A 22,332-nucleotide genomic window follows, 5' to 3' on the forward strand; every position below is an offset into this window, starting at 1 on the left:
GCAAGAATTGAGATAGATACGCGATGAATATTGGTCTGTTTTATGGTTCCAGCACCTGCTACACCGAAATGGCGGCAGAGAAAATTCGCGACATCATTGGCCCGGAACTGGTGACGTTGCATAACCTGAAAGATGACGCGCTCACGCTGATGGAGCAGTACGACGTGTTGATCCTCGGCATCCCGACATGGGATTTCGGCGAGATACAGGAAGACTGGGAAGCCATCTGGGACCAGCTTGATACGCTCAACCTCGACGGCAAAATCGTTGCCATGTACGGCATGGGGGATCAGCTGGGTTACGGGGAATGGTTCCTGGACGCTCTCGGCATGCTGCACGACAAACTGGCGCCAAAAGGGGTGTCGTTCATCGGCTACTGGCCAACCGAAGGCTACGAGTTCACCAGTAAAAAACCGATTATTGCCGACGGCGAGCTGTTTGTTGGACTCGCGCTGGATGAAACCAACCAGTACGATCTTAGCGATGAGCGCCTGCAAACCTGGTGCGAGCAGATTCTGGGCGAAATGGCAGAAAAGTTTAGCTAACGCGTATTACCCCTGCGTCGTCTGTTGCAATAACATCCGGCGCAGGTCTCGCCACTCGGCAGCATCCATACTGTCAGCCGCCAGCCACAGATGCTGGCAACGCCCGCCGTCTACATTGCGTAACCGCAACATCATGCCGGAGTTAAGCATCCAGGGCATACCGACAATATCCCACTCTTTTCCCTGCCAGCGCAGGCGGGAATCCATCAGTAATTTGATCTCTCCCTGACGGGCATTGATGCGACGCTGGCTGCGTACGCTGTCGAAAACGACAAACGAAAGCAATAGCAGCCACAGAGGCGTATAGCTCAGCGGCCACGGCATTAGTAGCACTAAGGCCGCAACCAGGCCGTGGAGCAATAAGGACATCCACTGCGAGCGCCACGAGACGCGAAGATCAGATTGCCACAGGACCACGTTCCCGATTCCGTGTTTGAATTAATTGCACCATCCGTTGCAACTCGGTGTCGGCGGGTTTGCCGTGGTTCATCAGCCAGTTGAATAAATCCGGGTCGTCAGACTCAAGCAGGCGAACAAACAGACGCTTATCCTCATCGCTTAAGCTGTCATACTCATATTCGAAGAAAGGCATAATGGAAATATCAAGTTCACGCATGCCGCGACGGCACGCCCAGTGAATACGGGCCTTGTTGTTAATATCCATGTTCAGTTTCCTGCATTACGTTTGGCACAGTCGGCACCCCGTTCCGTGTTCTTAATTTCTCTACGGGGACACCAGCTAGTGTAACGTGTTTTTGACCGTTTCTTTACTGGAATATTGCGATCGACGAGCTGGCTTCCAGAATAATCCCTACAAAGACAGCGGATTACACTATTTTGCGTAGCGCTACGCATAACCGGTTTATGGCACAAATGGCCTGTTGAAAGCGCTTGCATTGCCTGCAGGCTCTTTTACCATTAGGTATTATCAAAGCGTTAAGCAATTCAGGATATCGTTATGGCATTTACACCATTTTCTCCTCGCCAGCCCGCCGCCTCTGCGCGTCTGCCGCTGACGCTTATTTCTCTTGATGACTGGGCACTGGCAACGCTCTCCGGTGCCGACGCCGAAAAATACCTGCAGGGCCAGGTGACCGCTGACGTCAGCCAGATGACCGAACACCAGCACCTGCTGGCCGCGCATTGCGACCCCAAGGGCAAAATGTGGAGCAACCTGCGCCTGTTCCGCCGTCAGGACGGCTTTGCCTTTATTGAGCGCCGCAGCCTGCGTGATGCCCAGCTTAAAGAGCTGAAAAAGTACGCCGTCTTTTCCAAAGTCACCATCGCCGCGGACGACGAACATGTCCTGCTGGGCGTGGCGGGCTTCCAGGCGCGTGCAGCATTGAAAAATCTCTTTAGCGAACTGCCGGATGCAGAAAAGCAGGTGGTCAGCGAAGGCGCGACCTCCATCCTGTGGTTTGAACATCCGGCGGAGCGTTTCCTGTTAGTCACGGATGCCGCCACTGCCGAACGCGTGACCGAGGCGCTGCGCGGCGAAGCGCAGCTCAACAGCAGTCAACAGTGGCTGGCGCTGAACATCGAAGCGGGTTTGCCGGTCATTGACGCCGCAAACAGCGCGCAGTTTATTCCGCAGGCAACCAACCTGCAGGCGCTGGGCGGCATCAGCTTTAAAAAAGGCTGCTACACCGGCCAGGAGATGGTTGCGCGGGCAAAATTCCGCGGGGCTAACAAGCGCGCGCTGTGGACGCTCGCGGGCCACGCCAGCCGCGTACCGGAAGCAGGAGAAGATTTAGAGCTGAAGATGGGTGAAAACTGGCGCCGTACCGGCACTGTTTTGGCCGCCGTACAGCTGGATGATGGACGTCTTCTGGTGCAGGCCGTTATGAATAACGACATGGAAGCCGACAGCGTGTTCCGCGTGCGCGACGACGCGAATACGCTGAGTATCGAGCCGCTGCCGTATTCACTGGAAGAGTGATGCTGTATCGCCCGGCGACGCTGCGCTTACCGGGCCTACCGATCCCGTAGGTCGGGTAAGGCGAAGCCGCCACCCGACAACAAACTACACCTGCCCCACATACAAATAAATCGCCAGAAAGTGGCACACGCTGCCGCCCAGTACAAAGCCGTGCCAGATGGCATGGTTGTATGGAATACGCTTGCAGACGTAGAAAATCACGCCGAGCGAATACACTACGCCGCCTAAGGCCAGAAGCGTCACGCCCCCTACCGCCAGTTTAATCGCCAGCTGATACACCACAATCAGCGACAGCCAGCCCATCGTCAGATAGGTGACCAGCGACAGCACCTTAAAGCGGTGTGCGATGGTCAGCTTAAACAGGATCCCCAGCAGCGCCAGGCTCCAGATTACAATCATCAGGCCACGCGAGAGCGGTGAATTGAGTCCCACCAGCAGAAACGGCGTGTAGGTGCCTGCAATAAGAAGATAGATCGCGCAGTGGTCAAATTTCTTGAGCCACATCTTAGCCCGCTGATGCGGAACCGCGTGATACAGCGTAGACGCCAGGAACAGCAGGATCATACTCCCGCCATACAGGCTGTAGCTGGTAATGGCCATCGCGCTGGCATTGGCGTCAACCGCCTGCACCAGCAATAACACTAAACCGACAATCCCAAACACCAGGCCAATGCCGTGGCTGATGCTGTTGGCTATTTCCTCAGCCAGCGAATATCCCTGTGCGATTAATGGTCTGCTCACCATACAAAACTCCGGGAAAACAAAAGATGATTATTCATCGCAAGACTATGCTAACTGAGAATGATTCCAGTGAACACCTGTTAGCTAAAATAAAGTTAAACATAACATTTCTAAATAACAATCAGACAGTTACATTTTGATTTCAGCGAACGCGCGTTTCGAATTAAATTATAGACGTTTAAAATCAATCACATAAAACTGGTCCTGATCGGGATAGATCTCTGCAATCACGCTTTTCAGCGTATCCAGGGTCATGTTCTCCTGTTCTGCGTGTTTTTGCGTCAATGTCGCGAGCGTCACGGTCGACATTCCTGTTACTTCGATGGTGCAAAAGTAACCATCATCCTCATAACGCCCCACCCGCAGGATATCGCCGGTTTTGAAATGGGATTCACTTTTATCCCGGATAGTGATGGTTTTACGTCCCGCCAGAATGTCGTCCTGAAAGCGCTGAAAAAAAGTGATGTCGTTTGACTGCATGTTATTATTCCCTGAAGAAAAGTCTGATGAGTGAGTTTAGCCACTGTGAGCATGTTCTCCCACTCCGCCATTGCCAGTCTCAATAATCTGGAGATGATGGTTTACAACTATGTCATTAAAAATCGTGACAAAGTGATGTACATGACCATCCGCGAGCTGGCGGATGCGGCGGGCGTCTCAACCACCACTATCCTGCGCTTTTGCCGCAAACTCAACTGCGAAGGCTACTCGGAGTTTCGCGTGCGCTTTAAGCTCTATTTAGAGCAGAATGAGCCCCAGCAGGCTAATTTCGGTGCCAGTGAAATTATCAGCTTCTTTAAAAGCGTTAACAATGAAGAGTTCGATATATTATTAGATGAGGCTGTAGAGATTATATTGTCTTCCGAGCGAATTATATTCGTCGGCGCGGGAACATCGGGCTCGCTGGCAAAATATGGCGCACGTTTCTTTTCTAATATTGGAAAATTCAGTAACCATATTGACGACCCTTATTTCCCGGTCACCAACGATATGGCAAAAAATGCGCTGGCGATTGTGCTCTCGGTTTCGGGCGAGACCGAGGAGATCTTGCGCTTCGCCAGCCAGTTCAGCCTGCATCACTGCAAGGTGCTCTCCATTACCAGCCACGAGCACTCGCGCCTGGCAAAACTGGCGGACTTTAATCTCTCCTGGCATGTGCCCCAGACGCGTATTGGGGGCGTCTACGATATTACCACGCAAATTCCCGTCATCTATATTCTGGAATCTCTCGGGCGTAAGCTGGCGAAGAAACTCACAGAATAAAACACCCTGTTTTTTAGATGTAACAAATCACATTATGCCCAATTTGTTATATCGTGACATTTAATTTCCCTTTGCTAGACTCGATGCCAATAAGCCATTTATTGAGAATAGCAGCGATGAAAAAATTGACCTTACCAAAAGATTTTTTATGGGGTGGCGCCGTTGCCGCTCACCAGGTTGAAGGCGGCTGGAACAAAGGCGGTAAAGGGCCCAGCATTTGTGACGTATTGACCGGTGGCGCCCACGGCGTGCCGCGTGAAATCACGCAGAACGTGGTGCCGGGTAAATATTACCCGAACCATGAAGCCATCGACTTCCATGGCCACTATAAAGAAGACATCAAGCTGTTTGCCGAGATGGGCTTCAAGTGTTTCCGCACCTCTGTTGCCTGGACGCGCATCTTCCCGAAGGGTGACGAAACGCAGCCAAACGAAGAGGGGCTGAAGTTTTACGACGACATGTTCGATGAGCTGCTGAAGTACAACATCGAACCGGTGATCACCCTCTCCCACTTCGAAATGCCGCTGCACCTGGTGCAGGAGTACGGCAGCTGGACCAACCGTAAAGTGGTCGATTTCTTTGTGCGCTTCGCGGAAGTGGTTTTTGAGCGCTACAAAAACAAGGTCAAATACTGGATGACCTTCAACGAAATAAACAACCAGCGTAACTGGCGTGCGCCGCTGTTCGGCTACTGCTGCTCAGGTGTGGTCTATACCGAACACGAAAATCCTGAAGAGACCATGTATCAGGTGCTGCACCACCAGTTTGTGGCCAGCGCTCTGGCGGTGAAAGCCGCGCGACGCATCAACCCGGAGATGAAAGTCGGCTGCATGCTGGCCATGGTGGCGCTCTATCCATTCTCCTGCAAGCCGGAAGACGTGATGTTCGCCCAGGAATCCATGCGCGAGCGCTATGTCTTTACCGACGTCCAGCTGCGGGGTTACTACCCGTCTTACGTCCTGAATGAGTGGGAGCGCCGCGGGTTCTCCATCAGGATGGAGGCGAACGACGAGCAGATCCTGCGCGAAGGTACCTGCGATTACTTAGGTTTCAGCTACTACATGACCAACGCAGTGAAAGCGGAGGGCGGCACCGGGGATGCGATTTCCGGTTTCGAGGGCAGCGTGCCGAACCCGCACGTGAAGGCGTCCGACTGGGGCTGGCAGATCGATCCGGTAGGCCTGCGCTATTCTCTGTGCGAACTGTATGAGCGTTACCAGAAGCCGCTGTTTATCGTTGAAAACGGTTTTGGCGCTTACGATAAAGTCGAAGAGGACGGCAGCATCAACGATGACTATCGTATCGACTACCTGCGTGCCCACGTGGAAGAGATGATCAAAGCCGTGACGCACGATGGCGTGGATCTGATGGGCTACACGCCATGGGGCTGTATCGACTGCGTGTCGTTCACTACCGGTCAGTACAGCAAGCGCTACGGCTTTATCTACGTGAATAAACACGACGACGGTACGGGAGACATGTCGCGTTCGCGCAAGAAAAGCTTCGAATGGTATAAGAGCGTGATTGCCAGCAACGGCGAGAAACTGTAACTCCGTAATGCCGGGCGGCGCTGCGCTTGCACCGGCCTACGATTGATCCCCTCTCCCCTTTGGGGAGAGGGTTAGGGTGAGGGGTCTACTTCCCGCCCGCTAGCTCAATAAAACTTCCCGTCACGTACGACGCCTTCTCGCTCAGCAGCCAGACAATTGCCTGGGCCACCTCTTCCGGCTGGCCGCCGCGCTGCATCGGCAGCAGCGATTTCACGCGATCCACGCGTCCCGGCTCCCCGCCTGAGGCGTGGATGTCGGTATAAATCAGTCCCGGTCGCACGCAGTTTACGCGAATGCCCTGCGCCGCCACCTCCAGCGCTAAACCGGTTGTCAGCGAATCCACCGCTCCCTTGGACGCGGCATAATCCACATATTCACCCGGCGCGCCCAGGCGGGACGCCGCTGACGAGACGTTCACTACCGCCCCGCCCTTGCCGCCATGTTTAAAGGACATGCGCTTTACCGCTTCCCGGCAGCAGAGAAAATAGCCCGTAACGTTGGTCGCCAGGACGCGGTTAATGCGCTCCGCGGATAGATTCTCGATAGTCGATTGCTCAAACAGAATCCCCGCATTATTGACCAGCGCGGTAAGCGGCTCACCTTCACGATCGATACTGTTAAACATAGCCAGCACCTGGGCTTCATCGCTAATGTCTGCGCGAACGGCGAAGGCTTTGCCACCCGCATCGACAATCTGTTTGATAACGTCCGTCGCGGCCTTAATGTTGTGATGGTAGTTCACCGCCACGGCATAGCCTTCGCGTGCCAGCTGCAGCGCGGTGGCTTTCCCAATGCCCCGGCTCGCGCCGGTAACCAGTGCAATAGCCATTCGTTTCTCCCAATAAAAAAGCCGGGTGGCGGCTTCGCCTTACCCGGCCTACATTACTACATCAGCAATATTACTGGTATTCGCTCATCGGCACGCAGGAGCAGAACAGGTTACGGTCGCCGTACACGTCATCAAGACGCTTCACGGTCGGCCAGTATTTGTTTGCCACGCCTGCCGGGAAGACCGCCAGCTCGCGGGAATAGCCGTGGTTCCACTCTGCCACCATTTCGTGCTGTGTGTGCGGGGCGTTAACCAGCGGGTTATCTTCCAGCGTCCATTCGCCGTCCTGCACGCGATCGATCTCCATGCGGATGGCCAGCATCGCGTCGATAAAGCGGTCCAGCTCGGCTTTGCTCTCGGACTCCGTTGGCTCCACCATCAGCGTACCCGCTACCGGGAACGACATGGTTGGCGCATGGAAACCGTAGTCGATCAGGCGCTTGGCGATATCCAGCTCGCTAATGCCGGTCTGCTCTTTCAGCGGACGAATATCCAGAATGCACTCGTGCGCCACGCGACCGTCGCGGCCGGTATAGAGCACCGGGAAGGCAGACTTCAGGCGAGTCGCAATGTAGTTGGCATTCAGGATCGCCACCTGGCTCGCCTGCTTCAGCCCTTCCGCGCCCATCATGCGGATGTACATCCAGCTGATTGGCAGGATAGAGGCGCTGCCGAACGGTGCCGCAGAGACCGCGCCCTGACGGGTCAGCATGCCTTCGATCTGCACAACGCTGTGGCCTGGGACAAACGGCGCCAGGTGCGCTTTCACGCCGATAGGACCCATGCCCGGGCCGCCACCGCCGTGCGGGATGCAGAAGGTTTTGTGCAGGTTTAGGTGCGACACGTCTGCACCGATAAAGCCCGGAGAGGTAATGCCCACCTGCGCATTCATGTTCGCGCCGTCGAGGTATACCTGACCGCCGAACTGATGCACCACTTCGCACACTTCGCGGATGGTCTCTTCGTACACGCCGTGGGTGGACGGATAGGTCACCATGATGCAGGAGAGCTTGTCGCCCGCCTGCTCGGCTTTCGCGCGCAGGTCGGCCAAATCGATGTTGCCGTTCTTATCGCACGCCACGACCACCACTTCCATGCCCGCCATCTGGGCAGAGGCCGGGTTGGTGCCGTGCGCGGAGCTTGGGATCAGGCAGATATCGCGGTGCCCTTCGTTGCGGCTTTCGTGGTAGTGACGGATTGCCAGCAGACCCGCGTATTCCCCCTGCGCGCCGGAGTTCGGCTGCATGCAGAGCGCGTCATAGCCGGTCAGCTTCACAAGCCAGTCGGAAAGCTGGTTGATCATCATATGATAACCTTCCGCCTGCTCTGGCGGGCAGAACGGGTGAAGCTCGGAGAATTCAGGCCAGGTGATTGGGATCATCTCTGCAGCGGCGTTCAGCTTCATGGTGCAGGAACCCAGCGGGATCATCGCCTGATTCAGCGCCAGATCTTTGCGCTCCAGTGAGTGCATGTAACGCATCATCTCGGTTTCGCTGTGATAGCGATTAAAGACCGGGTGCGTCAGGATGGCATCGTTACGCAGCATGCTTTCCTGAATGGAGCGGCTGTCGAGCGCGACCTCTTTGTCGAGCGCGTCAATGTCCAGACCGTGCGCGTCACCCAGCAGCACGCTGAACAGGTTCAGGATATCGTCGCGGGTGGTGCTTTCATCCAGCGTAATGCCGACGGCGTTGTGGATGTCGCTGCGCAGGTTGATCTCTGCTGCATTCGCACGAGCCAGCACGGCCGCTTTGTCCGCCACGTCCACACACAGCGTGTCGAAGTAGTGGCCATGGCGCAGCTTAAGGCCTTTCTGCTGCAGGCCGCAGGCCAGAATATCCGCCAGGCGGTGAATGCGGCTGGCAATGCGTTTCAGGCCAGCCGGGCCGTGGAACACGGCATACAGGCTGGCGATGTTGGCCAGCAGCACCTGGGAGGTACAGATATTGGAGTTCGCTTTCTCGCGGCGAATATGCTGCTCGCGGGTCTGCATCGCCATGCGCAGCGCGGTGTTACCGGCGGCATCTTTCGATACGCCGATGATGCGGCCAGGCATGGAGCGTTTGAATTCATCTTTCGCGCCGAAGAACGCCGCGTGCGGGCCGCCGTAGCCCATCGGTACGCCGAAGCGCTGCGCAGAGCCGAAGACAATGTCCGCGCCCTGTTTGCCTGGCGCCGTCAGCAGCACCAGCGCCATAAAATCGGCAGCAACGCTGACAACCACTTTACGGGATTTCAGCTCGGCAATCAGCGCGCTGTAATCATGCACCTCACCAGTGGTGCCCACCTGCTGCAACAGCACGCCGAAGACGTCCTGGTGATCCAGCACCTTGTCAGCGTCGTCGACAATCACGTCAAAGCCGAAGGTTTCCGCACGGGTGCGCACCACATCCAGCGTCTGCGGATGCACGTCCGCCGCCACGAAGAAGCGGTTAGCGTTTTTCAGCTTGCTGACGCGTTTTGCCATCGCCATGGCTTCGGCGGCGGCGGTCGCTTCGTCCAGCAGAGACGCGGAGGCGATATCCATACCGGTCAGATCCAGCGTTACCTGCTGGAAGTTCAGCAGCGCTTCCAGGCGGCCCTGAGAGACTTCTGGCTGATACGGGGTGTAAGCGGTGTACCAGCCCGGGTTTTCCAGCATGTTGCGCAGGATAACCGGCGGCAACTGCACGTTGGTGTAGCCCATGCCAATGTAAGACTTATAGCGCTTGTTCAGGCCTGCAATAGCCTTCAGCTCCGCCAGCGCGGCGAATTCCGTGGTGGCTTCCCCCACCTGAGGCGGTGTGGCAAGCTGGATGTCTTTTGGCACAATCTGGCCGATCAGTGCGTTTAATGAATCCGCGCCAACCGTCTTCAGCATCTCCTGCTGTTGCTGAGCATCCGGCCCAATGTGACGTTCAATGAAGGCGCCACGGTTTTCAAGCTGGCTTAAAGTCTGTGTCATGAGCGATGGTTCCTGAAACGTGCAGTGAATCGTAGTTATCTGTAACGCTGTTGCCCGGTGGCGCTAACGCTTACCGGGCCTACGTTGACCTGTAGGCCGGATAAGCGCAGCGCCATCCGGCAAAACGTTATTCGTCTTCCAGTAGGGCTTCGTACGCGGTCGCATCCAGCAGCGCGGCAACCTGCGATTCGTCGCTGGCTTTGATCTTGAAGATCCAGCCGCCTTCATAAGGCTCGCTGTTGACCAGCTCCGGGGAGTCGCTCAGCGCGTCGTTGACGGCGACAATTTCACCGCTTACCGGTGCGTAGATGTCGGATGCCGCTTTTACGGACTCCGCCACGGCGCAGTCGTCGCCTGCGCTGACGGTTGCGCCTACTTCAGGCAGGTCAACAAACACCATGTCGCCCAGCAGCTCCTGTGCGTGCTCGGTGATCCCTACGGTGTAAGTGCCGTCCGCCTCTTTGCGCAGCCACTCGTGTTCTTTGCTGTATTTCAGTTCTGCTGGCACATTGCTCATTGAAGTTCTCCTGATAAAAATGATTAGGCGACCGGCTTACCGGCGCGAACAAAAATCGGTTTGGTTACGTTGACCGGCATTTCACGGTTGCGGATTTGCACCACCGCCGTTTCGCCAATGCCTGCCGGCACGCGTGCCAGTGCAATACTGTAGCCCAGCGTCGGGGAGAAGGTTCCGCTGGTGATCACGCCTTCGCGGTGATTGCCGTCGGCATCGGTAAAACGTACAGGCAGTTCACCGCGCAGCACGCCCTTCTCAGTCATCACCAGGCCCACCAGCTGTTCAGTGCCTTTTTCGCGCTGCATCTCCAGCGCTTCACGGCCAATAAATTCACGGTCAGCCGGTTCCCACGCGATGGTCCAGCCCATATTGGCCGCCAGCGGTGAAACACCCTCATCCATCTCCTGACCGTAGAGGTTCATGCCCGCCTCCAGACGCAGCGTATCGCGCGCGCCAAGGCCCGCAGGCTTCACGCCCGCTTCCACCAGCGCACGCCAGAAATCAGCAGCCTTCTCGTTTGGCATCGCAATTTCGTAGCCCGCTTCACCGGTGTAGCCGGTGGTGGCGATGAACAGATCCCCCGCCTGTACGCCGAAGAACGGCTTCATGCCTTCTGTGGCTTTACGCTGCTCGTCGTTGAACAGAGACGCGGCTTTCGCCTGCGCGTTCGGCCCCTGCACGGCGATCAGCGACAGATCGTCACGGACGGTGATGTCGATGGCGTAAGGTTCGGCGTGTTGGGTGATCCAGGAGAGGTCTTTTTCGCGGGTGGCGGAGTTTACAACGAGGCGGAAGAAATCTTCAGTGAAGTAATAGACGATGAGGTCGTCAATCACGCCGCCGGAGGCATTCAGCATGCCAGTATAGAGCGCTTTACCCGGCGTCTTCAGTTTGGCGACGTCATTTGCCAGCAGATAGCGCAAAAACTCCCGGGTGCGGCTGCCGCGCAGATCGACAATTGTCATGTGGGACACGTCGAACATACCGGCATCGGTGCGCACCGCGTGGTGCTCATCAATCTGCGAGCCGTAGTGCAGCGGCATCATCCAGCCGTGGAAGTCCACCATGCGGGCGCCGCATAACACGTGTTGTTCGTACAAAGGAGTCTGTTGAGCCATCTTGTCCTCGTTGAAAAAATTCACCGTGAAACCCGGTATCGGCCCCGTTATCAGGCACCGACGCAAACGTTCTCTTTTACCTGAACTTACCACCGAAACCGGCGGTTAACCATAAGGTAAAACGGGTCATCACATTAGCTTATGACCAAAAAACGCTAAAAAGCCTACAGAGTTATTCACTGGAAAAATGCGATTAAACCCGCACAAAATTAACATCACGCTAACAGGATTTAGCACATGGTGATATTTCATGCGGAAAAATGGGCCGAATTTCCGTGACGGGAAAAACACGACATTAGATTATCTAATGCGAAAAAAGCAGTGAAATTAGATTATTTCAAACGAGGGAATTTCCCCGGCGCAGAGGCCGGGAAAATAAAGTGTGACGGGGGTCTAAATTAGCGTAGCCAGTCCGGCAGGTCGTTAAGACCCATTGCCTGGCGAAGGAGCTGAGGCTTAACACCCGGAAGGGTATCGGCAAGCTTGAGGCCGATGTCGCGCAGCAGTTTTTTCGCCGGATTAGCACCGGCAAACAGCTCGCGGAAGCCCTGCATACCCGCCAGCATCATCGCCGCGCTGTGCTTGCGGCTGCGTTCGTAGCGACGCAGATAAAGATGCTGGCCGATGTCCTTCCCTTCGCGATGCAGGCGACGCAGTTCTTCCACCAGCTCCGCCGCATCCATAAAGCCAAGATTAACGCCCTGCCCGGCCAGCGGATGTATGGTGTGAGCCGCATCTCCTACCAGCGCCAGACGGTGCGCCGCAAACTGGCGCGCGTAGCGGCCGGTTAACGGGAAGACCTGCCGCTCGCTTTCAAGCGTGCACAGCCCAAGACGATTATCAAACGCCACGCACAGTGCCTGATTGAAAGCATCAGGGGTAGCCTCCTGCATCAGCCGGGCTTTTTCCGGCACCAGCGACCAGACAATCGAGCACAGGTGCGGATCTGCAAGCGGCAGGAACGCCAGAATGCCGTCGTTGTGGAAAATCTGCCGCGCCACGCCGCCGTGCGGCTCTTCGGTGCGGATCGTCGCGACCAGCGCGTGATGACGGTAATCCCAGTAGGTCAGCGGAATATCCGCTTTGTTGCGCAGCCAGGAGTTCGCGCCGTCAGCCCCCACTACCAGACGTGCGGTCAGCATGTCGCCGCTTTGCAGGGTGATAAACGCCTCGTTTTCGCCCCACGCCACCTGCTGGATTTGCGCGGGTGCCATCAGGGTAATATCGCTACATGACTGCGCCTTTTGCCACAGCGCATGATGGATAACGGCATTCTCGATAATGTGGCCAAGGTGGCTATAGCCCATGCTTTCATCATCAAAAGCAATATGACCGAAGCTGTCTTTATCCCACACTTCCATGCCGTGATAGCAGCTGGCGCGCTGCGCCACGATATCCGACCAGACGCCAAGGTGCGTCAGCAGCTTTTCGCTGGCTGCATTAATGGCCGAGACGCGCAGTTCCGGCGGCGCATCCTGGGCTACGGGCTGAGGCTGCTTTTGCTCCAGCACCGCCACGCGCAGGCCGCTGCCCTGTAAGCCACAGGCCAGCGCCAGTCCTACCATACCGCCGCCAACGATGGCGACATCAACATTTTGCACGGTGATAACTCCTTAACGCGCGACCCAACCAAGAGTCCGCTGCGCCAGCACGTCACGTGCCGGAATGAATAATTCCATCGCCATCAGCCCGAGGTTGCGGCCCGCAACCAGCGGCGCCCAGCGATTGGCAAACAGATGAACCAGGCCATCGGTGACGCCAATCGTCGCCTCTTTATCCGCCTGGCGGCGCTTCTGGTAATGGCTGAGCACCGGGTATGCGCCACAGTCTTTTTGCTCGTCCCACGCCTGAGAAAGCGTTTCCGCCAGACTCATCACGTCGCGTAACCCAAGGTTGAACCCCTGACCGGCGATAGGATGCAGCGTCTGCGCGGCATTCCCGACAAGCGCCAGACGATGGGAGATGGACTGCGAGGACGTGGTCAGCGAAAGCGGGTATACCGTCCGCTTGCCTGCATGGGTAATACGCCCCAGCCGCCAGCCAAAGGCTCTTTGCAGCTCGGTACAAAAACGTTCGTCTGACCAGGCCTTAACCTCTTCAGCCCTATCCTGCGGGTGGCACCAGACCAGGGAGCAGCGCCCATCCGACATCGGCAGCATCGCCAGCGGGCCGTGCTGCGTAAAGCGCTCAAACGCCCGGCCGTTATGTTCGGCTGCGGTAGAAACGTTCGCAATGACCGCCACCTGCCCGTAAGGCTGCTGACGCCACTCTACGCCACACTGGGCACCGAGCGCCGAGCGCGAGCCGTCCGCGGCAACCAGAAGCTGGCCATCAAGCACGGTGCCGTTTTCCAGCGTCACGCTAACCAACGCTTCACTTCGGCTTACGCTTGCCACGCGCGCCGGACAATGCAACGTGACCCCCGGCGCGTCCTGAAGCAGGCGGAACAGGCGTAATCCTACGTCGTGTAGCTCAACGACCTGACCCAGGGCATCAATACGGTAATCCTGCGCGTCCAGCGTGACAAAGCCTGCATGGCCGCGATCGCTGACGTGAACGGTACCGATCGCAGTGGCTCGGTCGGCTATCGCCTGCCAGATACCAATGCGCGAAAGCTGCTGGCACGTCCCCTGCGCCAGCGCAATGGCGCGGGCATCAAAACCGGGGTGGTTCGACGCCTCTGGCGCAACGGCCTCCACCAGGTGCACCGGCAGCTGCCCCTTCGTCAAATGCGAAATGGCCAGCGCCAGCGTGGCTCCGGTCATGCCGCCGCCCACGACGATCACGCTCATGCGCGCGCCGCTGCCATCAGCGCCTCGATATCGTCAGCGCTTTTCACGACGCTCGCGGTCAGGTTTTCGTTCCCGCTTTCGGTAATGACAATGTCGTCTTCAATACGGATGCCAATCCCGCGGTACTCTTCAGGCACGTCGGCATCCGGGGCGATATAGAGACCAGGCTCCACGGTTAACACCATGCCCGGCTCCAGCACCCGCGAGCGGTCAGTGCCGTAAGCCCCAACGTCATGCACGTCCAGCCCCAGCCAGTGGCTCAGGCCGTGCATGAAGTAAGGTCGATGCGCATTTTCAGCAACCAGGGTCTCCACATCGCCTTTCAGGATGCCGAGCCTGACCAGGCCGGTAATCATGATGCGCACCACTTCGCCAGTCACTTCCTGCATGGAGGTACCCGGACGATACAGCCTGAGCGCCGTTTCAAGCGATTCCAGAACGATGTCGTAAATCGCTCGCTGCGCCGGTGAGAACTTACCGTTCACCGGGAAGGTGCGGGTGATGTCCCCCGCGTAGCCCTGATACTCGCAGCCGGCATCGATGAGCACCAGATCGCCGTCGCGCAGCGCACTTTCGTTTTCGGTGTAGTGCAGAATGCAGCCGTTTTCCCCGCCGCCGACAATGGTGTTGTAGGAGGGGTAACGCGCGCCGTGGCGGTTAAATTCGTGGTGAATTTCGCCTTCAAGCTGGTATTCGAACATGCCGGGACGGCACTTCTCCATGGCGCGAGTATGCGCCAGGGCGCTGATTTCGCCCGCACGGCGCATCACGTTCAGCTCTTCTTCAGACTTGAACAGGCGCATCTCATGCACCACCGGACGCCAGTCAGTGAGAGTTGCGGGCGCGGACAGGTTCTGCCGCGAGCCCTTGCGCAGCTTATCCAGCGCGGTGAAAACAATCTCATCGGCGTACGCATATTCGCCCTGCGCGTGATAGAGCACGTCGAGGCCGTTAAGCAGTTGATAGAGCTGCTGGTTGATTTCGCTAAACGCCAGCGCGCGGTCAACGCCCAGCTTCGCCGGTGCGGCCTCCTGTCCCAGGCGGCGGCCAAACCAGATTTCGGCCGTCAGATCGCGCACGCGGTTGAATATCACGCTGTGGTTGTGGGTGTCATTGCTCTTAATCAGCACCAGTACCGCTTCCGGCTCGTTAAAGCCGGTGAAGTACCAGAAATCGCTGCTCTGGCGATAGGGATATTCGCTGTCGGCGCTGCGCGTCACTTCGGGCGCAGCAAAAATCAGCGCCGCGCTGCCCGGCTGCATTTTCGCCAGCAGCGCCTGACGGCGGCGCGAATACTCTTGACTCGAGATAACCATGACACCCTCCTGTGCGTTATTTTTCTTAATGTAAGGTTGGCTTGCGGACTTCCGGCGCGGTCGGCTGCGAGCGCGTAAAGTTGTCGTGGCACAGCAGTGCCGCCACGCGCACGTACTCGATAATCTCCTCGAGAGACATTTCCAGCTCTTCCTGGTCTTCGTCTTCATCGTAGCCAAGCTGGGCAATGTTGCGCAGATCGTCGATCGCTTCACCCGCTTCGCCGGTCACTTTATCCAGTTTAGGCTGCGTGACGCCCAGACCCAGCAGATAGTGGTTTACCCAACCCGCCAGCGCATCGGCGCGATCGAACACGCTGACGTCGTCGCCTTCAGGCAGATAAAGCTGAAAAAGAAAGCCATCGTCTTCCAGCGAATCGCTGATGGCGGCGTGCATTTTACGCAGCGCTTCCGCCAGCTCGTGACCAAACGCCAGCCCTTCATTCGTGAGGTCGTGGATCAGCGGCTGCCATGAGCTGTCGCTGTTTCCGCCACACAGCATGCCACTGATCAGACCGTGCATTTCGGCAGAGGTTAAACCGATTCCCTGCTGGTTCAGTAACTGGTTTAAATCCTTGTAACCAGGCATTTCGTTCTGTATAGACATGAGCATTCGTCATCAAAGGGGGAAGTTTCATGATATGCTACCACTTTGGACCCTGGTGATACCAGAAAAGGGCTTGTATCTTCACATCAGGGTAGCTATAGTGTCGCCCCTTCGCAGCCCCCGGGGCAGTAAGCGAAGGCAGCGCAGTCAATCAGCAGGAAGGTGGCATGTCTGCACAACCCGTCGATCTCCAGATTTTTGGCCGTTCACTGCGAGTGAATTGTCCGCCTGAACAAAGGGATGCTTTGAATCAGGCAGCGGACGATTTGAATCAGCGGTTGCAAGATCTAAAAGAACGCACTAGAGTCACAAATACTGAGCAGCTGGTTTTCATCGCCGCGTTGAACATCAGCTATGAACTGACTCAGGAAAAAGCGAAGACCCGCGACTACGCGGCAAGCATGGAGCAACGCATTAAAATGCTCCAGCAGACCATAGAACAGGCATTGCTTGATCAAGGTCGCACTCCCGAAAGACCGGGACCAAAGTTTGAATAACACTTCTCAGTTGACTATGGTAGAGTAACTGTGAAGACAAAATTTCTCTGAGATGTTCGCAAGCGGGCCAGTCCCCTGAGCCGATATTTCATACCACAAGAATGTGGCGCTCCATGGTTGGTGAGCATGCTCGGTTCGTCCGAGAAGCCTTAAAACTATGACGACACATTCACCTTGAACCAAGGGTTCAAGGGTTACAGCCTGCGGCGGCATCTCGGAGATTCCCTCTCTTTTCTTCTACCGACTACCATGACTCAACTTCCTGAAGTTTCCGCTTCACGCCAGGACATCCGTCAGTTAATCCGTCAACGCCGCCGTGCGTTAACCTCCAATCAGCAAGCGCATTTTGCCCAGCAGGCTGCCGCCCGTATGATGGCTTACCCCCCTGTCGTTATGGCGCATACTGTTGCCCTGTTTCTCTCGTTTGACGGCGAACTGGATACCCAACCGCTCATCGAGCAACTCTGGCGCGCCGGGAAGAAGGTTTATCTGCCGGTGCTGCATCCGTTCAGCGAAGGCAATCTGCTTTTCCTGCACTATCACCCGCACAGCGAGCTGGTGGTGAACCGTCTGAAAATCACCGAGCCGAAACTCGACGTGCGCGACGTACTCCCGCTGGCAGAGCTTGACGTGCTGGTCACGCCGCTGGTGGCGTTTGATGAGCAGGGTCAGCGCCTGGGAATGGGCGGCGGTTTTTACGACAGGACGCTGCAAAACTGGCAGCAGTACGGGCTACAGCCGGTGGGTTATGCGCATGATTGTCAGGGCGTGGAGGCGTTGCCGGTGGAGAAATGGGATGTGCCGTTGCCGGCGGTGGTAACGCCCAGTAAAACCTGGACCTGGTAGAATAAAGCCGGGTGGCGCTTACGCTTACCCGGCCTACAAAACCTCAACGTAGGTCGGGTAAGGCGCAGCCGCCACCCGACACCACAGACCGCACGATCAGTACAGCAGACGCGCGCGAATCGTCCCCGGAATGGCCTTCATGCTCTGCAGCGCTTTCTCGGCAACGTCTTCATCCGCTTCGATATCAATAACCACGTAGCCCATCTGCGAGTTGGTTTGCAGATACTGCGCGGCAATGTTGACGCTCTGCTCGGCAAAGATCTGGTTGATGGCGGTCAGCACGCCCGGACGGTTTTCGTGAATGTGCAGCAGACGACGGCCGCCGTGCAGCGGCAAAGACACTTCCGGGAAGTTCACCGCAGAGAGCGTAGAGCCGTTGTCGGAGTATTTGCTCAGTTTGCCCGCCACTTCCAGACCGATGTTCTCCTGAGCTTCCTGAGTTGAACCACCGATGTGCGGCGTCAGGATCACGTTATCGAACTCGCACAGCGGAGAGGTAAACGGATCGCTGTTGGTCGCTGGCTCCGTCGGGAAGACGTCAATCGCCGCGCCCGCCAGATGCTTGCGTTTTAGCGCATCACACAGCGCCGGAATATCGACAACCGTACCGCGCGCGGCGTTGATCAGCAGCGAACCCGGCTTCATCAGCGCCAGCTCTTCCGCGCCCATCATGTTTTTGGTGGAGGCATTTTCCGGCACGTGCAGGCTGACCACATCGCTCATGTTCAGCAGGTCAGAAAGGTGTTGAACCTGGGTCGCATTGCCCAGCGGCAGTTTGCTTTCAATGTCGTAGAAAAAGACATGCATCCCGAGAGATTCCGCCAGGATGCCCAGCTGCGTACCGATATGGCCGTACCCGATAATCCCCAGCTTTTTACCGCGCGCTTCGAAAGAGCCAGACGCCAGCTTGTTCCACACGCCACGGTGCGCTTTGGCGTTAGCTTCAGGAATACCGCGCAGCAGCAGCAGCAGCTCGCCAATCACTAACTCCGCCACGGAACGGGTGTTGGAGAACGGGGCGTTAAATACAGGAATACCGCGCTTAGCGGCTGCATTCAGGTCAACCTGGTTGGTACCAATGCAGAAACAGCCGATGGCGACCAGCTTTTCCGCCGCGGCAATCACATCTTCAGTCAGGTGGGTACGGGATCGCAGGCCAATGAAGTGGGCATCACGGATGGACGCTTTCAGCTCTTCGGTATCCAGCGCGCCTTTGTGAAATTCGATGTTGGTGTAACCCGCTGCGCGAAGGCTATCGAGTGCTTTTTGATGCACGCCTTCTACCAGCAGAAATTTAATCTTGTCTTTCTCCAGTGATACCTTTGCCATTTACCCGACCCTGTATTTTATCTGAACTGTTGTTGTGCTGGATTGAAATCCGCTGTAGCCAACATATCAAAAAAAACTATTGCAGCAATATGAACGTTTGCGTCGGCACTCTGAAGAAAAGTCATACAGGGCAAAATGGCAGAGGAAAATGCTACGGAATTTTACGTACGTGGCAGGATCGGCAAACGAGGCATAAAAACGTGACACAAGTCACCGAATTTAGCTTTTCAAAATATTTTTAGCGGGGGGAGGACTCCCCCCGTCAGATCATTTTACGATGGTTTTCACGCCGTCAGCCGTACCAATCAGCGCGACATCCGCGCCACGGTTGGCGAATAACCCTACGGTTACTACGCCTGGAATGCCGTTGATGGCGTTTTCCAGCGCAATCGCGTCGAGAATTTCCAGACCGTGAACGTCGAGGATCACGTTGCCGTTATCGGTCACCACGCCCTGGCGATATTCCGGACGCCCGCCCAGTTTTACCAGCTCGCGCGCCACGGCGCTGCGCGCCATCGGGATCACCTCGACCGGCAGCGGGAAATTACCCAGAATATCGACCTGTTTGGAGGCATCGGCGATGCAGATGAATTTATCCGCAACGGAGGCGATGATTTTTTCACGCGTCAGCGCCGCACCGCCGCCTTTGATCATCTGCATATGGCCGTTGATCTCATCGGCGCCATCAACGTAAATGCCCAGACGGTCAACTTCGTTCAGATCGAAAACGGTAATGCCGAGGCTTTTCAGCTTTTCCGTGGAAGCATCAGAGCTGGACACCGCGCCCTCAATCTGCCCTTTCATCGTGCCCAGCGCATCGATAAAGTGTGCCGCCGTCGACCCGGTACCAACTCCGACAATGGTACCCGGCTGTACGTACTGGAGAGCGGCCCATCCTACTGCTTTTTTCAGTTCATCCTGCGTCATGATCGTTTTGCCTGTGGTGTGAAAACTCAGGGCGCATTATAGAACACGTCGAATGGAATTCGTCTGCCACGAAGGGAAAATTGTGTCATAGTGCAGATTAAGCAAAATTAAGGAGCCAGCCAGAGCAATGAAACGTCCGGACTACAGAACACTACAGGCACTTGATGCAGTTATTCGTGAACGAGGTTTTGAGCGCGCGGCGCAAAAGCTTTGCATCACGCAGTCCGCCGTATCGCAGCGTATCAAACAGCTTGAAAACATGTTCGGCCAGCCACTGCTGGTGCGTACCGTGCCGCCTCGCCCAACGGAACAAGGGCAAAAGCTCCTTGCCCTGCTGCGTCAGGTTGAACTGCTGGAAGATGAGTGGCTGGGTGACGAACAAACGGGCTCAACGCCGCTGCTGCTCTCGCTGGCGGTCAACGCCGACAGTCTGGCAACCTGGCTGCTGCCGGCCCTTGCGCCGGTCTTAGCAGATTCCCCTATCCGCCTGAATTTGCAGGTTGAAGATGAAACCCGTACCCAGGAACGCCTGCGTCGCGGTGAAGTGGTCGGGGCGGTCAGTATCCAGCCTCAGGCGCTGCCAAGCTGCCTGGTGGATCAGCTGGGCGCGCTGGATTACCTTTTTGTCGGTTCAAAAGCCTTTGCCGAGCGCTATTTCCCCAACGGCGTGACCCGCGCCGCGCTGCTGAAAGCGCCTGCCGTAGCGTTCGACCATCTGGACGATATGCACCAGGCGTTCCTGCAGCAAAACTTCGATTTGCCGCCGGGCAGCGTGCCGTGTCATATCGTTAACTCGTCCGAAGCGTTTGTGCAGCTTGCGCGCCAGGGCACCACCTGCTGCATGATCCCGCATCTGCAGATTGAGAAAGAGTTGAAAAGCGGTGAGCTGATTGACCTGACGCCGGGGCTGTATCAGCGCCGGATGCTCTACTGGCACCGTTTTGCGCCGGAAAGCCGCATGATGCGCAACGTCACCGACGCGCTGCTGGCGTTTGGGCATAAGGTGTTGAGGCAGGATTAAAAAATAAGCCGGGTGGCGGCTTCGCCTTACCCGGCCTACAGATTACTGAGCCGGTTTCGGCTGTGCTGCAACAGGCTCCAGCTGGAACACCACATCCACCTGATCGTCGAACTGGATCGTTGGCTGCTCGTAAGTTTCCTGAGCGGATACCGGCGCCGCATCGGCCTTCATCATCCGCACCATCGGGCTTGGCTGGTAGTTAGAGACGTGGTAACGCACGCTGTATACCGGGCCGAGCTTGCTCTTAAAGCCAGAAGCCAGCTGTTCCGCCTGGTGAATGGCATCGTTAATCGCCGCTTTACGCGCTTCGTCTTTGTATTTCTCAGGTTGCGCAACGCCCAGCGACACGGAACGGATTTCGTTCAGTCCCGCCTTCAGCGCACCGTCCAGCAAGGCGTTCAGCTTATCCAGCTGGCGCACGGTCACTTCAACGGTACGCACGGCACGGTAGCCTTTCAGGATGCTTTTGCCATTCTGGTAGTCGTAATCGGGTTGAGTGCGCAGGTTAGCAGAGTTGATATCTTTTTTACCGACACCATTCTGCTCGAGGAATGAGAGATATTGCGCAACACGATCGTCAGCCTGTTTCTTGGCTGACGCCGCATCTTTCGCAGCCACATTCACTTCAATTGCCAGCGTTGCAACATCGGGTACCGCATCCACGCTTGCGGTGCCTGAAGTGACGATGTGCGGGCCATCCGGCAGTTCACCAGCCTGAACAGATACCGCACCCAAACTTACTAATGCCGCCAGGGCCATCACTTTAAACTTCACTGTTATTCCTCCATGTTGCAAAGAGTGCCCGATAACAGGGCGCATGCCAGCAAGCTTAGCGGGTCTTGCTCAGTTGTCCATAAGACAAGGATTAGTTGAACAATTCCTGGACGTGGTGAATGCCCTCTTTTGCCAGCTGAAAAGCAATAAACCACATCACCAGCCCAACCAGGGTATTAATGATGCGCTGGGCTTTGGCAGTCCTCAGACGAGGCGCCAGCCATGCCGCCAGAATGGCGAGACCGAAGAACCAGAGGAAAGAGGCGCTGACTGTGCCGAGCGCAAACCAGCGCTTAGGCTCAACGTCCAGCTGTCCGCCCAGGCTGCCCAGCACTACGAAGGTATCAAGATAGACATGCGGGTTAAGCCAGGTCACCGCTAGCATGGTGACGATAATCTTCCAGCGCCCCTGCTTCATCACTTCTGCGCTCGCCAGTTCGAGGTTACTGCTCATTGCCGTTTTCAGCGCGCCAAAGCCATACCAGAGCAGAAACGCCACGCCACCCCAGGTGACCAGCGCCAGCAGCCAGGGAGACTGCATCAGCAGTGCGCTACCGCCAAAGATCCCTGTGCAAATCAGCAGTAAATCGCTTACCGCGCACAGAAGGGCAATCATCAGATGATACTGGCGGCGGATGCCCTGGTTCATCACAAACGCATTTTGCGGGCCGAGGGGAAGGATCATAGCCGCGCCTAAGGCAAGCCCTTGAAAGTAATACGATAACATGACGAAATTCTCACAGTGTTGTCCTGGGAGCAGACTATACTGCGCGAACCACA

The 22,332-nt window shown here is 56.6% G+C and carries 23 protein-coding genes and 1 other RNA gene; 8 read left to right on the plus strand and 16 right to left on the minus strand.

From position 1 onward, the window contains the following. Window positions 1-23: 23 nt before the first annotated feature. Window positions 24-545 (plus strand): flavodoxin FldB, encoded by a 522-nt coding sequence (gene fldB / locus ACWHWP_RS19135; protein ID WP_059311675.1) that lies wholly within the window; start codon window positions 24-26, stop codon window positions 543-545. Between the two features lie 6 nt (window positions 546-551). On the opposite strand, the gene ACWHWP_RS19140 is transcribed toward fldB, so the two are convergent. Then, window positions 552-962 (minus strand): protein YgfX, encoded by a 411-nt coding sequence (locus ACWHWP_RS19140; protein ID WP_059311674.1) that lies wholly within the window; start codon window positions 960-962, stop codon window positions 552-554. Further along, window positions 943-1,209 (minus strand): FAD assembly factor SdhE, encoded by a 267-nt coding sequence (gene sdhE, locus ACWHWP_RS19145; RefSeq protein ID WP_013098615.1) that lies wholly within the window; start codon window positions 1,207-1,209, stop codon window positions 943-945. The genes ACWHWP_RS19140 and sdhE overlap by 20 nt, the downstream gene beginning before the upstream one ends. Window positions 1,210-1,503: 294 nt before the next feature. Here sdhE and ygfZ point away from each other — a divergent pair, with 294 nt between their 5' ends. After that, the gene (ygfZ, locus tag ACWHWP_RS19150; protein ID WP_447856163.1) at window positions 1,504-2,484 is read left to right on the plus strand and encodes a tRNA-modifying protein YgfZ; all 981 of its coding nucleotides are present in this window, start codon (window positions 1,504-1,506) and stop codon (window positions 2,482-2,484) included. An 84-nt stretch (window positions 2,485-2,568) separates the two neighbouring features. Here the strand turns inward: ygfZ and trhA are convergent, their stop codons facing one another. Together trhA and yqfB are read right to left on the minus strand one after the other, a co-directional pair. Beyond that, window positions 2,569-3,228, minus strand: coding sequence for a PAQR family membrane homeostasis protein TrhA (gene trhA / locus ACWHWP_RS19155; RefSeq protein WP_047347945.1), 660 nt, complete (start codon window positions 3,226-3,228; stop codon window positions 2,569-2,571). 165 nt (window positions 3,229-3,393) lie between these two features. Continuing rightward, the gene (gene yqfB, locus ACWHWP_RS19160) at window positions 3,394-3,705 is read right to left on the minus strand and encodes a N(4)-acetylcytidine aminohydrolase (protein ID WP_059311671.1); all 312 of its coding nucleotides are present in this window, start codon (window positions 3,703-3,705) and stop codon (window positions 3,394-3,396) included. 51 nt (window positions 3,706-3,756) lie between these two features. Here yqfB and ACWHWP_RS19165 point away from each other — a divergent pair, with 51 nt between their 5' ends. Further along, the gene (locus ACWHWP_RS19165; protein WP_252000882.1) at window positions 3,757-4,488 is read left to right on the plus strand and encodes a MurR/RpiR family transcriptional regulator; all 732 of its coding nucleotides are present in this window, start codon (window positions 3,757-3,759) and stop codon (window positions 4,486-4,488) included. A gap of 116 nt (window positions 4,489-4,604) precedes the next feature. Next, complete coding sequence (bglA, locus tag ACWHWP_RS19170) at window positions 4,605-6,038, plus strand: 6-phospho-beta-glucosidase BglA (protein WP_059311669.1); 1,434 nt, start codon at window positions 4,605-4,607, stop codon at window positions 6,036-6,038. Window positions 6,039-6,123: 85 nt separating this feature from the next. On the opposite strand, the gene ACWHWP_RS19175 is transcribed toward bglA, so the two are convergent. From ACWHWP_RS19175 to ACWHWP_RS19210, 8 genes are all read right to left on the minus strand, one after another. Further along, window positions 6,124-6,867: an SDR family oxidoreductase gene (locus ACWHWP_RS19175; protein ID WP_447856164.1), complete on the minus strand. Its 744-nt coding sequence runs from the start codon at window positions 6,865-6,867 to the stop codon at window positions 6,124-6,126. Window positions 6,868-6,937: 70 nt separating this feature from the next. Further along, the gene (gene gcvP, locus ACWHWP_RS19180) at window positions 6,938-9,811 is read right to left on the minus strand and encodes an aminomethyl-transferring glycine dehydrogenase (protein WP_447856165.1); all 2,874 of its coding nucleotides are present in this window, start codon (window positions 9,809-9,811) and stop codon (window positions 6,938-6,940) included. Between the two features lie 127 nt (window positions 9,812-9,938). Further along, window positions 9,939-10,328, minus strand: a complete 390-nt coding sequence (gene gcvH / locus ACWHWP_RS19185; protein ID WP_014885143.1) for a glycine cleavage system protein GcvH — start codon at window positions 10,326-10,328, stop codon at window positions 9,939-9,941. Window positions 10,329-10,351: 23 nt separating this feature from the next. After that, a complete protein-coding gene (gene gcvT, locus ACWHWP_RS19190; RefSeq protein ID WP_063428535.1) occupies window positions 10,352-11,446 on the minus strand; it encodes a glycine cleavage system aminomethyltransferase GcvT in 1,095 nt (364 codons plus the stop codon). A 398-nt stretch (window positions 11,447-11,844) separates the two neighbouring features. Then, window positions 11,845-13,047, minus strand: coding sequence for an FAD-dependent 2-octaprenylphenol hydroxylase (gene ubiI, locus ACWHWP_RS19195; protein WP_063428481.1), 1,203 nt, complete (start codon window positions 13,045-13,047; stop codon window positions 11,845-11,847). A gap of 12 nt (window positions 13,048-13,059) precedes the next feature. Next, window positions 13,060-14,238 carry a 2-octaprenyl-6-methoxyphenyl hydroxylase gene (gene ubiH / locus ACWHWP_RS19200; protein ID WP_447856166.1) on the minus strand — a complete coding sequence of 393 codons (1,179 nt, stop codon included), beginning with the start codon at window positions 14,236-14,238 and terminating at the stop codon, window positions 13,060-13,062. Then, the gene (pepP, locus tag ACWHWP_RS19205) at window positions 14,235-15,548 is read right to left on the minus strand and encodes a Xaa-Pro aminopeptidase (protein WP_123138897.1); all 1,314 of its coding nucleotides are present in this window, start codon (window positions 15,546-15,548) and stop codon (window positions 14,235-14,237) included. The genes ubiH and pepP overlap by 4 nt, the downstream gene beginning before the upstream one ends. A 31-nt stretch (window positions 15,549-15,579) precedes the next feature. Further along, a complete protein-coding gene (locus ACWHWP_RS19210) occupies window positions 15,580-16,158 on the minus strand; it encodes a YecA/YgfB family protein (protein WP_072250677.1) in 579 nt (192 codons plus the stop codon). A 167-nt stretch (window positions 16,159-16,325) separates the two neighbouring features. Here ACWHWP_RS19210 and zapA point away from each other — a divergent pair, with 167 nt between their 5' ends. The 3 genes from zapA (at window position 16,326) to ACWHWP_RS19225 (ending at window position 17,501) form a co-directional block, all read left to right on the plus strand. Next, window positions 16,326-16,655 (plus strand): cell division protein ZapA, encoded by a 330-nt coding sequence (gene zapA, locus ACWHWP_RS19215; protein ID WP_014071673.1) that lies wholly within the window; start codon window positions 16,326-16,328, stop codon window positions 16,653-16,655. A gap of 41 nt (window positions 16,656-16,696) precedes the next feature. Next, a non-coding RNA gene (gene ssrS / locus ACWHWP_RS19220) (6S RNA) lies at window positions 16,697-16,880 on the plus strand. Between the two features lie 24 nt (window positions 16,881-16,904). Beyond that, a complete protein-coding gene (locus ACWHWP_RS19225; protein ID WP_063428471.1) occupies window positions 16,905-17,501 on the plus strand; it encodes a 5-formyltetrahydrofolate cyclo-ligase in 597 nt (198 codons plus the stop codon). 96 nt (window positions 17,502-17,597) lie between these two features. On the opposite strand, the gene serA is transcribed toward ACWHWP_RS19225, so the two are convergent. Continuing rightward, window positions 17,598-18,830, minus strand: coding sequence for a phosphoglycerate dehydrogenase (serA, locus tag ACWHWP_RS19230; RefSeq protein ID WP_047347934.1), 1,233 nt, complete (start codon window positions 18,828-18,830; stop codon window positions 17,598-17,600). A 267-nt stretch (window positions 18,831-19,097) separates the two neighbouring features. Continuing rightward, on the minus strand, window positions 19,098-19,757 hold the full coding sequence (gene rpiA, locus ACWHWP_RS19235; RefSeq protein ID WP_047347933.1) for a ribose-5-phosphate isomerase RpiA: 660 nt from the start codon (window positions 19,755-19,757) through the stop codon (window positions 19,098-19,100). Between the two features lie 127 nt (window positions 19,758-19,884). Here rpiA and argP point away from each other — a divergent pair, with 127 nt between their 5' ends. Then, window positions 19,885-20,778 (plus strand): DNA-binding transcriptional regulator ArgP, encoded by an 894-nt coding sequence (gene argP / locus ACWHWP_RS19240; protein ID WP_003860089.1) that lies wholly within the window; start codon window positions 19,885-19,887, stop codon window positions 20,776-20,778. Between the two features lie 42 nt (window positions 20,779-20,820). Here argP and ACWHWP_RS19245 read toward each other — a convergent pair whose 3' ends face one another. Continuing rightward, window positions 20,821-21,552, minus strand: coding sequence for an oxidative stress defense protein (locus ACWHWP_RS19245; protein ID WP_063428467.1), 732 nt, complete (start codon window positions 21,550-21,552; stop codon window positions 20,821-20,823). A 91-nt stretch (window positions 21,553-21,643) separates the two neighbouring features. After that, a complete protein-coding gene (argO, locus tag ACWHWP_RS19250) occupies window positions 21,644-22,279 on the minus strand; it encodes an arginine exporter ArgO (RefSeq protein ID WP_447856167.1) in 636 nt (211 codons plus the stop codon). Window positions 22,280-22,332 lie beyond the last annotated feature (53 nt).

It is taken from the genome of Enterobacter sp. WI-ESBL-E8, from assembly GCF_053364895.1.